Source organism: Methylocapsa sp. S129 (assembly GCF_009765995.1).
GTDB lineage: Bacteria > Pseudomonadota > Alphaproteobacteria > Rhizobiales > Beijerinckiaceae > Roseiarcus.
Map to the genome: position 1 here is coordinate 145091 of NZ_LMUI01000059.1, position 11480 is coordinate 156570.

Sequence of the window (11480 nt, forward strand, 5' to 3'; positions counted from 1 at the left end):
ACTATCAGAACGAGATTTACATCAACGGGCTGCGCGGCGTCAGACCGAAGCTTCCTGTCGATTTCAAATCGCTGGAGGCAAGGGCCTGCGCGTCGCTGCCGCCCAGCATAGTCTCCTATGTCCAGGGCGGCTGCGGCGACGAACACACGCAGGAGTTCAACGTCGCCGCCTTTCGCGGCTGGGGCCTCATGCCGCGCATGATGGTCGACGCGTCGCAGCGCGATCTGTCGATCGACCTGTTCGGAATGAAATTGCCGACGCCGCTGTTCATGAGCCCGATCGGCGTGATCGGGCTTTGCGCGCAGGACGGGCGCGGCGATATCGCGACCGCGCGCGCCGCCGCGCGCACCGGCGTGCCGATGGTCGCCTCGACCTTGTCGGTCGACCCGCTGGAGGCCGTCGCCAAGGAATTTGGCGCCGCGCCTGGCTTCTTTCAGCTCTATACGCCGAGGGACGTCGCGGTCGCCGAAAGCCTCGTCCATCGCGCCGAAGCGGCCGGCTTCAAAGGCATTGTGGTGACGCTCGACACCTGGGTCACAGGCTGGCGGCCGCGCGATCTCAACGATTCCAATTTCCCGCAATTGCGCGGCCATTGCCTCGCGAATTATTTCTCCGATCCGCACTTCCGCGCTTCGCTCAAGAAGCCGCCGGAGGAGGACGGCGCGGCGGCGGTGATGCAATGGGCCGGCATATTCGGCAAGCCGCTGACCTGGGCCGACCTCCCCTGGCTGCGTTCGCTCACCAAGCTGCCGCTGATCCTGAAAGGCATCTGCCATCCCGACGACGCGCGCCGCGCGATCGACGGCGGCGCCGACGCCATCTATTGCTCCAATCACGGCGGCCGCCAGGCCAATGGCGGCCTCGCCGCCATCGACATGCTGCCCGGCGTCGTCAGCGCGGCGGGCGCGACGCCCGTGCTGTTCGATTCGGGAATACGCTCGGGAACCGATGTCATCAAGGCGCTGGCGCTTGGCGCGAGGGCGGTCGGCATCGGCCGCCCCTATGCCTATGGCCTCGCGCTCGATGGCGTCGACGGCGTCGTTCATGTGCTGCGCTGCCTGCTGGCGGAAGCCGACCTGCTGATGGCGGTCGACGGCTATCCGAGCCTCGCCGACCTCGGACCGTCTGCGCTAATGCGAACGACGACCGACCGGCATGGTTGACAATGCAAGCCGGCGCAGTTGATCTGGCTTCCTCGCCCAATGTAGCCGCAATATAAAATTCCTCGATATTGGAGCTTGGGGTTTCTGGAACGACCGGCGATCTCTATGGTCGCCAACCGATCAAGTTCTTTTCGAAACCATCCGCTGGGAGGGAATGGCTCGCTATGCATGGAGAAGCGCCTGTTGAAACGGAGCGCGCCGTGCCGCCGGCAACGCCGAGACCGCTCGCCTCCCTTTACTTGAGCCTCATCGTCGCCATCGTCTTGGCGGCCCTTCTGATGGTCGCCACATTCTGGCTGGCCTCCCGGGCGCAAACCGAAGACCAGCAAGTGCGCCACACGCTCGCAATCCGCGATCAAACCAACCAGGTCTTGCTTCTTGTCCAACGCCTCGAGAGCAGCCAACGCGGCTATTTGCTTACGGGCCGCGACGCCTACCTCTCTCCCTTCGCGGATCCGGCGGCGACGCTCCCCGGCGCGCTCGACCAGATGGCCGCGCTTGTCGCGGACGATCCCCGGCAGCGCCCGAAGGTTGAACATTTGCGCCAGGCGGCCGAGGATAAGCTCCGCGAATTGCAGCGCGTCATCGACGAGCGCAAGGCAGGCAAGTCCGATGACGCCCTCGCGATCGTGAACAATGACTCGGGCTCGCGTTTGATGGACGAAATCCGCGCGCTCGCCGCCGATATCGTGAGCGAGGAAAGTCGGAGCCTGGAATCTCGTCAAAACAACTCCGAGACCTTTGCGCTCCTGGTGCGGCTTGGCGCGGCGGTCGCTTTTCTGGCGCTCTGCGCGGTGGGCGCGCTGACGAGCGTCCTGACGCGCCGCTCTTTCGCCGAGATCGCGGCGTCGCATGATCGCCTCCTCGTCTCCAACCACGCGCTGCTGGAACAAATCAGCCGGCGCGAAGACGTCGAGAGCCAGCTCAGGCAAGCGCAAAAGATGGAGGCGATCGGACAGCTCACCGGCGGCATCGCGCATGACTTCAACAATATGCTCGGCGTTGTCACCGGCAGCCTGGATTTGATGCTGAGACGAATACAGAAGGGCGACTTCGCTATCGAACGCTTCGCGGAATCGGCGCTCAAGGCGACCCACCGCGCCGCCGCCTTGACGCACCGGTTGCTGGCGTTCGCGCGCCAGCAACCGTTGTCGCCTGAAGCGATCGACGCCAACAAGATGATCGGCGCCATGTCCGATCTGCTGCGCTCGACGCTCGGCGAGCAGATCCGCATCGAGACCGTGACGGCGGGCGGTCTATGGACGACGCAGGCGGACCTGCACCAGCTTGAAAGCGCCGTTCTCAACATCGCGATCAATGCGCGCGACGCCATGCCGGACGGCGGAAAACTCACTATCGAAACGGCGAACGCCTATCTCGATGAAGCCTATTGCCATGAGGAGGGTAATATCGAGCCAGGGCAATATGTGATGGTCGCGGTGACCGACACAGGCGAGGGCATGAAAGCCGAGGTGGCCGCGCGCGCCTTCGATCCCTTTTTCACGACCAAGCCGGTCGGGGTGGGAACGGGCCTCGGTCTGAGTCAGGTCTATGGATTCGTCAAACAATCGAAAGGCCACATCAAAATCTATTCGGAAGTCGACGCCGGAACCACCGTCAAGATCTATCTGCCGCGGCGGGTCGGCGAGGCCGGCGAGGTCAAGAAACCCCTCGCACAGGAGGCGCCGGTTGGAAGCGTCGGCGAGCGAATTCTTGTCGTCGAGGATGATGCGTCCATGCGGCGCATGACCGTGGAGGCGATACGCGATCTTGGCTATGCCGTCTTTGAAAGCGACGGCGCCGCCGGCGCGCTCGCCCTTCTCGCCGACCAGCCAATCACGCTGCTGCTGACGGATATCGTCATGCCGGAAGTCAATGGCAAAAAACTGGCGGATGAGGCGACCCGCCGCCAGCCGGACCTCAAAGTGCTGTTCATGACCGGCTATACGCGCAACGCGGTCGTGCATGGAGGCGTCCTCGACGCCGGCGTTCAGATCCTTGGCAAGCCGTTCACCGTCCAGCAACTGGCGGCCAAGCTTCGCGCGGCGCTTGACGGCTAGACCAAGCATTCGGGCCGCCGCCCGCGCGGCGCCGATCCGGGAACCTTCCCTCGCCGCGCACATTTCCGATGCAAGGGGCCAATATGGAGGCCAATGCGATGCATCGGAAACTTCTGGTTCTTGCAGCCATCGGAACCGCCCTCTGCAATGCGGCGGCGGCGCAACCGGCCGCGCCATCGACCAGCGCGATTCCGGAAAAAGTAGCGCCCGGCGCCGACGCCCCCAATACCGATCTGTCCAAACGCGGCGGCAGTCTCAGCGACAAGCTGAACAACAGCAACGGCGTCATCCATCCCGAGGGCGCGGTCGATCCGAAAATGCAGAAACCCGCGCCCGCGACAGGAACGATGCCGGTGATCCCGCCGCCTGGCGCGCCGGACGCTCAACCGAAGTAGCGCCGCTCCAGGGCGTTTTTCCTGTTAACCGCGCGCCAAGACCGTAATATCGATCAAGCCATCGACGCCTGCTCGGCGCTACGCGATGATTTGAGGAACGACCGCCATGCCGCCCGCAGCGATACGCATCCTGTCGTTGATCGCCGCCCTCGCCGCCGGCGCCTCGGGCGCATCGGCGGGCGAAGCCGCCGCGCGGCGCGTGATCGGCTTCTCGCCCGACGGCGGCAAGTTCGCCCTCGAAGAATTCGGCGCCTCGGATCCTGGCATGGGCGGAGGCGTCATCCACTCGTTCATCACCATCGTCGACACCGCGACGAATGAGATTCTCGACGAATCCGTCAACGCGACGATAGACGGCGGCGGCGAAGATCTGCTCGCCCCGTTGCGCCGCTTGGCGGCGCAGGCGGCGGCTCCGACGCTTGGCTACGACAAGATCGGTGCGCCCGGTCGGCTCATTGGCGCCGATCCGTCGAGCAGGTCCGGCGAGCTCTTCTACTATCTCAATGTCTGGCCGGTCGAAACAGCCGCCAAGGCGACGCTCGCCATTCAGGCGCCGGAAATCGGCGGCAAGGCGCAACTCGTTCTCGACTATGAAAAGCCCGCGCCCACCGATAAAGGCGAACCTTCGAGCGACAAATCGCCGACCTTCGTCCTCACCCTCGTCAAGCCCGACGGCAAGCGCGTCGCCCTCACCAAGAATGTCGCCGACCCGCACGCGGCGGACCGCGGCGCCTTCTATAAATATGCGATCGCGGAAGCCTATCTGCTGCCGCGAAAAGGCCAAACGCCGGTGATCGCCGCGGTTGTCGAGACCTTCACTTCCGGCGGCGAGGGCGCTTCCCGCAATTTCATTCCGGTCGCGATCGCGCTTCCCGCGCCATGAGAGGCGCGATCAGGCGGCGCGCCTAATTGAATCTCCAGACCAGCACCCAGAACGCGTGGAGCGAAGCCGCGATCAGCAGCCAATCGACGGGAAACCAAGCGCGAGGCAAGACCGACAGCGCGCCGAGCGCGATGGTCAACAATCCCAGAAATATCAGGATGGCGACGATCCTCGCCCATGTCGCATGATGCTGGACGCCGCGCCCGGCGAAATATAGAATCATGGCGATCAGGAGAATCGCCGCAGAAACGATCGCCAGCGCCGCGATGACCCAGGCCGCCGCGCCAGCCAGAAACTCCAGCGACTTTACGACGCCGCGTACGCTGTTTTCGAGCAGGCCGACAAGACCATAGGTCTTGATGTCGAGACTATGCGAAGCGTCGACATCAGGCCCCGGGCGCAGAACGAAGGCGCCGAAAGTCAGGTATAATGTCGAAAGCAAGGAGGGCGCGCCGAGCACCCAGCCCGCGACGCGCAGCTCCAGCGCGACGATTGGCAAATGGACGCTCAATGGTCACTCCCCATTTTGGATGTCATCGAGACGGGGCGCCGCGTCCGCTCCCGCGCACGCCCGACGGCGTGTCGCCAAAGCGGCGGCGGAAACTGCGGTTGAAATAGGAAATATCCGAGAAACCGGCGGAATAGGCGATTTCGCTGATCGTTTGATGGTTGGCCTGCGGGTCGGTGAGCCGCCTCCAGGCGAGCGCAAGACGGCGCTCAAGCAGGAGTTCGGAGAAAGTGCTTCCCGTCTCTTCAAGGATGAGACGCAGGTAGCGTTCAGAAATGCCGAGCTTGCCGGCGATCGCGCCCGCGGACGCATCCGGCGCGCGGGCGCTGGCGTCGATCGCCTCGAAGATCGCTCTTCGCCGCGCCGTTTTTGCGCCCCGCGCGGCGGCGATTTCGCGCGCCTCCCCTTGGGCGCCGACGGCCAGCGCCGTCAGATCGAGAACATGCGTCGCGAAAGCGTGCGCCAAAGCCGGACCCATCGCGCCTTCGTGATCGTTCAGGACGCCGAGATAATCGATCAGCAGACGCAGCGCCCCGTTGCTTTCGTGAATCGGGCGCACCAGCGCGACGTCAAGATCGGGAACCAAAGCCTGCAAGGCGGCGCGCGGAAAGGCGAGCGTGATGCAGATTCCGTCGCCACGCAAACTCGCCGAGATCGGATCGGCCCCCGAGACCAGGACGGCGCCGCCGGGTTCGCTTGTCACTTCGCGCCCCAATTGCACGATATGTCCGACGCCTCTGGTCGTCAGCGCCAGCGCTAACTGATCCCGGGTTTTGTCGACGGCTTGCTTGCCAAAGACATAGCGCGCGTCCGAGCGCGTATCGATGGCGACGCCCAGTCCGGGCAATTCGTGGAACGTCGCCGACGCGCGGAAGGGACGGTCATCGAGCGGTTCGACATCGGCATAGGTGATGTTGCGCCCATAGACTTCGCGCCACAGCGCCAGGCGCGAGCGCTCGGGAAAGGCGTCCGTCGATATTTGCACAGACCTCATCGAATCCGGTTCTTCCTCAATGAGGCAGCTCTTCGGCGGGCCGACGCCGGGCCGGCAAACCGGCTATCGTTCTCTTACGGGCTGGAAATTGCAATATTGTCTTCCGCCCTGTTTTCGCGACGCGCCGCCATCCGCACATCCGACGGCGTCGCGCCGTAGCGCCGGCGAAAGCGGCGGTTGAAATAGGACAGATCGTCAAAGCCAGCGTCGAAAGCGATGGTGCTGATCGAGCGGACGCCGCGGCGAGAATCGACAAGCAATCGATGCGCGCGCGTCAGCCGCTGGTTCGCGACAAAATCGGCGAAAGTGGTCTCCTCTCCCTGGAACAGCGCGCGGATGTAGCGCGTCGATATGCGGTGACGCGCCGCCAGAGCGTCGACCGACAGCCATTTCGCGGTGAGATTGGCCGTGACATCCGCCTTGATCGCGTGAAGACGGGCGACGCGCACGCCGCGCCCCTTGGCGATTTCCGCCGCGTCCCGCGTGGCGCCGAGCGCGAGAACCGCGAGATCATGAATATGGTCGACCGCGACGCGCTGCAGATCCGGGGCCGATCGCGGCAGATCCTCGCCGATGGCGCCGATGTACGACGTCAGCAGCCGCAACGCCGGATTGTCCTTCGCCATCGGCCGAAGCGCACTGGCGCCGGCGTCGGCGAGCAGCGGGGCGAGCCTCTTGCGTTCGAACCGAAGGTTGATCGTCTGCGTTCGCGAATGCTGGGTGAAAGTTGCGGGCGCCTCGTTGGCCGTGACGATCGCCTCGCCGCCCCTTATCGTTTCTTCTCGTCCATATTGGCGGGCGGTGCCCGTACCCGCCCGCATGATGACGAAGACGAAATCATCATTGTCGATCAGCTCTCCGGTCAGGCTGGCGCGCAGCGGCGTGAACGAGACGGCGCCAATGCCCAGGCCCGGCAGGGATTGCAACGTCATGTCCGCTTCGAAGGGGGCGTCTGGCTCCGGATCCAATTGGATCTTCAGAATATCGCGGCCGAAGAGCTCGCGGAATACTTCCAGGCGTTGCGCAGACGGCAAATCGGCGCTGGCGAGTCGCAGAATGTCCATCTTTCAGCTCAAGTTCCCCGTCCGGCGACCAACAATCCAACGCCGACGCGCTCGACACAGGCGGTGGAAGGGCCGCGCCACGACGGCCGGAACCCGTCCTACCGCCATCCTCAGCGGCGCCATTATTGCGTGGCCAGAGACGCTTGATAAGTTGCAAGAAAACGCAAAGCGATGCAGCGCGCAGCGCAACCCCCGTGCAACCGTTGCATTTTATGTTAACCTGCCTGGGGAAGCAGCCGGTGAGGCGTTGCGAGGCTGCACTTTCGGAGCATCGATGAACCGGCCGCCGACCGATCTTTCCGCCAAGCTGGATTTCGCGCTGAAACGCGCCAATATGAGCAAGGGACGGCTTGCCGCGGAAGCGGGCGTCGACAAATCCGCGGTGGGTCGCTGGGCGCGCGGCGTCGTCGCGCCCTCGGAGCATAATCTCGCAAGCGTCACCCGAATTCTGGCGCGCAAGTTTTCCAGCTTCAATCTTACCTCGTGGCATATGCCGATGGAGGCCTTCGTCCTCAGCCTCGGCGGCCCATTTCCGCCTGCGCCGCCGCATCCGGGGAATTTTCTTGCGCGCTCTCTGGCGGAAAGCGCCGCGACGATAGAGCGGGAGGGCCGGAACTGCCTCGGCGTCTATCTCGGCTTCCGGCATGGCTTGAATATGGGCGGGCGGTTGATCTGCGATCTCTACGTTCTGTGGCGGGAGGGCGATGCTTTGTGCTTCAAGCAGTTCGGCGTTTCCTTCGGCCATGGCGGCCCGGCCTATGTGCTGCGCTCGCAGGTCTATCTGATCGGCGACGATCTCGATGTGATCAACAGCCTCTACTTCGCCATTCTGATCGGCGTCGTCGGCGGCCGGGCGGTGCGGATGGATGGACTCATGCTAACCGTCGCCGGCTCTCATCGCCTCAACGCGCCCTCGTCCACGACGATCGTGATGCAGCGCATCGCCGACCTGCCGCCCGGCGACGGCTGTCCCGATCTAGCCGTGCTCGACCGCGTCCTGCAGCGCGTCAGGACCGCCGTCGCCGGCCATGATTTCAAATCGCTGATCGCGCCCGAAATCCTCGCCGCCATTTCGGCGCCGGTCGGCGTCCAGCACCCGGACGGCGTGTTGGAGCACACGTTGCGTGTCGCCCCCGAACCGTCCCTCAGCCGCAGCGAGATCGAATGCGACGCGCGGACCGCGCGCTATATGAAAACATTGCGCGAGGTTTTCCTCGCCGAAGATGCGCCTCTGCTGCCGATGGCCCCGGTCGCCGGCGCGCCAGGATTGAGCTATTAGGGCAGAGGTTGATTCGTCATGTCGAAACAGCGCCCTCCTCCACCCTGCGTCTGGTCAGGGCAAGACGACGCTAAGCGCACGTCCTCAGCTATTCCCGCGCAGCGCCAGGACGACCAGGATCGCGCAGACGAGGAGCAGGATGATCCCGCTGAGGACGATGGTGGTCGTGCGGCCGCGCCGCTCTTCGTCACGGGACTGAGGGCGCCGGCGCTTCTTTGGCTCAAGCATGATCGGCTCACAGCGGCCTCATGCGCTCTCTCTCGTCGCGGCTCAGGAAGCCGGCCTGGTTGGACCGGCAGCCGTACGCTCTTCTGGGATGCGGGTTGCGCGGAAACGCCTCTGTGTGAGAATCGAGCGCGCAGCGCGCATAGGTGACCCGGCCCGACACGACAGGCGCGGACGCGCAGCCCGCCAACAGCAGCGATAAGGCGGCGCCGAAAATGCCGATCTTGGTGAAAGTGCGCGTCATCGTGCTTCCCAGCGTGAGGTCAAGAGCGATCAGAGTAGCGGCGACGATCACGCTTGCCAACTCGCCCCCTTTCTCAGTTTAGGACCGAGGCAAGAAGTTGATTTGACAAGGAGCGAAAAAGCGCAAACCCTGAAGGCGTCCTCGCGAAATTGGCAAGCGCGAGCAACGGGCCCGAACGACCCGCCAGAGACGGCCTCGCCGTCGGATTTTGGAGGCGCTATGACTCCACCTTGGCAGCTTGATTGACTTCGACCGCGTCGAAGTCACGGCCTCGCGAAAGCCCGAAATGACGGGTTGGCGCGGAGCTTCCGAAAATTGAGAATGAATCAGGCGGTTGTGCGCGCGATGGTAGGCGCGGGCAATTTCGCTTTTAGCATCTGCTCACATCACAGAACGTTTCGAAATGTCGAAACAGGGCCCCGCTGCCGCTTGAATGCGCCGGGGCCCATTTTGTTGGCGGGCGAGCGTCGAAGCCTCAAACAAACCCCGGAAAGAGCGAGGCCGACCTGAAGTTTTCGCGGCCGATAAGCCGGGCTGCCTGAGCCGATTTACCTCCCGTAATTTATACAAATGCGGATTTACCTATTTGTCTGCTCCGCCTCGGCCCATGGGCTCGCTCGATTGGAGCGACCAAGGCTAGATCACCGTAATTCACCGTAATTCCTTCTCGGAGTCGCTCAAGCGCGCCAAAGGCGGGTTGCCTTATGCGATTGTGCGAACGACACCGCCGTCGACACGCAAGGAAGCGCCTGTTGTCGCCGACGCCTGCTCCGAGCAGACATAGACGACCAGGTTTGCGACTTCTTCGGTTGTCGCGAAGCGCTTGATGAGCGTTGTCGGGCGCGTTGTTTTGAGGAACTGCTGTTCGGCTTCCTCTTGCGTAATGCCTTGCGCCTCCGCGGACGCCTTCATCCAACCGCCCATGATCTCCGAATTTGTCGGACCAGGGAGCACCGAATTGACGGTGACGCCCGTTCCGCCGACCACTTCGGCCAAGCCTCTCGAAATGGCGAGCTGAGCGGTCTTGGTCATGGCGTAGTCGATCAAGTCCACGGGGATTGCGAGCGCGGACTCGCTACTGATGAAGACGACGCGACCCCAGCCGCGCTTCATCATGTTCGGCACATAGTGACGGGAGGCGCGAATGCCGCTCATGACGTTCAGCTCGAAGAGATCGATCCACTCGCTGTCGCCAATTTCGAAGAAGGGCTTCGCGCGCCCGGTTCCCACATTGTTGACGAGAATGTCCGCATCCGGCGCCCGCGCGAACAAGTCCGCCGCGCCTTCCGGGGTTGCAAGATCAGCGACGACGCCGATGAACTCGCCTTTTGGGAAAAGCGCGCGCAGCTCGCGAAGCGTTGCGGCGACCCTGTCCTCGCGGCGGCCGTTGATGACGACCGAGGCGCCGGTGCGCGCCAGCCCTTCGGCAATGGCTCGGCCGATACCTGCCGTGGACCCGGTAACGACCGCCTTGCGGCCAGTAAGATCGATATTCATGACGCACTTCCTTTCAAGCGTTGGTGGGCGCCTCATTTAGGTCATGTGAAAACCGATTATAATAACGCTTATCTCCATAAGATTGATGCTTCAGGAGAATAGTATGGATCGGTTTCACGAATTGGGCGCCTTTATCGCGGTTGTCGAATCAGGCGGCTTTTCCGCCGCCGCGCGTCGAACCGGCGAGTCGCAGCCCGCCGTCAGCAAGGCAATCGCCGCCCTCGAGAAGCGCCTCGGTGTGGCGCTCTTCAACCGAAGCACCCGCAGCGTGACCCTGACGGATCAGGGACAGAGATACTATGACCGGACAAAGCCGCTCGTTGACGAGATGGACGATGCCGACAGCGAACTGACGAGCAGCACGCAGACCGTTTCGGGCCTCATCAGGATCGGCGCGGCTTCCACCTTTGGCCGGCTACATATTCTGCCGTTGATCCCCGACTTGTTGTCGCTTAATCCCGGCCTTCAGGTGGATCTCGTTCTCTCGGACACCGTGCGAGATATGGTGGAAGATCGGATCGATCTGGCGATACGCGTGGGGCCTGTCGATGAACCCGACGCGGTTGTCAGGCGCGTGGCGATCACCCCGCTCGTCTGCGTCGGAGCCGGTCCTTATTTCGAGCGCCGCGGGATCCCAAAGACTCCTGCGGAGCTCGTTGAGCACAATTGCCTTTTGTACGGCGGCCTGACAGAGGCGGCGAATTGGCCGTTCGTGGGGCGAGAAGGTCGATTCAGCGTGCCGGTTCGGGGGAACCTCCGGTCTAACAGCGTCGAAACGATCCGGGCCGCGGTTCTGGCCGGTGTTGGAATTGGGCTGTTCGCCAAGGTTTCCCTTGCTGATGAACTCCGCCATCCCGACGTCATCACTATCCTTGAGGATTTTATGAGCGATGTCAGAGATATTAGCCTCGTCTGGCCCAAACGCCGGTTCGTTCCGGCCCGCGTCCGCCAAGTGACCGATTTCTTCGCGGAGGCCATCGCGCGGCGAATTTAGACAAATATTCGGTGATGCCCGTCATTACCTTATTATTTTCGTCTTTTCGCGGTCCGGCACCAACTCCGCCTTCGGCTTTGGCCGAATTACGAATTACGGTGATGGTGTGGACGGCGCCCGCACCGGCATCTGGCTCGATTGAGAGCCGTGCCAAAATGGTTGTCGTTGAAGCGA

Annotated in this window: 12 protein-coding genes; 6 read left to right on the forward strand and 6 right to left on the reverse strand. The window is 63.2% G+C overall.

Going from position 1 to position 11480, the window contains the following annotated elements; translation table 11 throughout:
* The 4 genes from GSQ90_RS29230 to GSQ90_RS29245 form a co-directional block, all read left to right on the forward strand.
* The coding region (locus tag GSQ90_RS29230; RefSeq protein ID WP_158818743.1) for an alpha-hydroxy-acid oxidizing protein at window positions 1-1163 on the forward strand (1163 nt) is incomplete at its 5' end.
* A 200-nt stretch (window positions 1164-1363) separates the two neighbouring features.
* Window positions 1364-3223 (forward strand): CHASE3 domain-containing protein, encoded by a 1860-nt coding sequence (locus GSQ90_RS29235; protein WP_158818513.1) that lies wholly within the window; start codon window positions 1364-1366, stop codon window positions 3221-3223.
* 98 nt (window positions 3224-3321) lie between these two features.
* Window positions 3322-3618 (forward strand): hypothetical protein, encoded by a 297-nt coding sequence (locus GSQ90_RS29240; RefSeq protein WP_158818514.1) that lies wholly within the window; start codon window positions 3322-3324, stop codon window positions 3616-3618.
* 106 nt (window positions 3619-3724) lie between these two features.
* Window positions 3725-4501, forward strand: a complete 777-nt coding sequence (locus GSQ90_RS29245) for a DUF2259 domain-containing protein (RefSeq protein ID WP_158818515.1) — start codon at window positions 3725-3727, stop codon at window positions 4499-4501.
* A gap of 22 nt (window positions 4502-4523) precedes the next feature.
* Here the strand turns inward: GSQ90_RS29245 and GSQ90_RS29250 are convergent, their stop codons facing one another.
* The 3 genes from GSQ90_RS29250 to GSQ90_RS29260 form a co-directional block, all read right to left on the reverse strand.
* Complete coding sequence (locus GSQ90_RS29250) at window positions 4524-5012, reverse strand: hypothetical protein (RefSeq protein WP_158818516.1); 489 nt, start codon at window positions 5010-5012, stop codon at window positions 4524-4526.
* 22 nt (window positions 5013-5034) lie between these two features.
* Complete coding sequence (locus GSQ90_RS32600; RefSeq protein ID WP_158818517.1) at window positions 5035-6003, reverse strand: helix-turn-helix domain-containing protein; 969 nt, start codon at window positions 6001-6003, stop codon at window positions 5035-5037.
* Between the two features lie 74 nt (window positions 6004-6077).
* Entirely contained in the window at window positions 6078-7067 is a 990-nt protein-coding gene (locus GSQ90_RS29260; RefSeq protein ID WP_158818518.1) for an AraC family transcriptional regulator, read from the reverse strand.
* Between the two features lie 274 nt (window positions 7068-7341).
* Here GSQ90_RS29260 and GSQ90_RS29265 point away from each other — a divergent pair, with 274 nt between their 5' ends.
* Window positions 7342-8346 (forward strand): helix-turn-helix domain-containing protein, encoded by a 1005-nt coding sequence (locus tag GSQ90_RS29265; RefSeq protein ID WP_158818519.1) that lies wholly within the window; start codon window positions 7342-7344, stop codon window positions 8344-8346.
* A gap of 84 nt (window positions 8347-8430) precedes the next feature.
* Here the strand turns inward: GSQ90_RS29265 and GSQ90_RS29270 are convergent, their stop codons facing one another.
* From GSQ90_RS29270 to GSQ90_RS29280, 3 genes are all read right to left on the reverse strand, one after another.
* The gene (locus GSQ90_RS29270; RefSeq protein ID WP_158818520.1) at window positions 8431-8574 is read right to left on the reverse strand and encodes a hypothetical protein; all 144 of its coding nucleotides are present in this window, start codon (window positions 8572-8574) and stop codon (window positions 8431-8433) included.
* 7 nt (window positions 8575-8581) lie between these two features.
* Window positions 8582-8866 (reverse strand): hypothetical protein, encoded by a 285-nt coding sequence (locus GSQ90_RS29275; protein ID WP_158818521.1) that lies wholly within the window; start codon window positions 8864-8866, stop codon window positions 8582-8584.
* Between the two features lie 651 nt (window positions 8867-9517).
* Complete coding sequence (locus GSQ90_RS29280; RefSeq protein ID WP_158818522.1) at window positions 9518-10312, reverse strand: SDR family NAD(P)-dependent oxidoreductase; 795 nt, start codon at window positions 10310-10312, stop codon at window positions 9518-9520.
* Window positions 10313-10415: 103 nt separating this feature from the next.
* Here GSQ90_RS29280 and GSQ90_RS29285 point away from each other — a divergent pair, with 103 nt between their 5' ends.
* Window positions 10416-11306, forward strand: coding sequence for a LysR family transcriptional regulator (locus GSQ90_RS29285; protein WP_158818523.1), 891 nt, complete (start codon window positions 10416-10418; stop codon window positions 11304-11306).
* Window positions 11307-11480 lie beyond the last annotated feature (174 nt).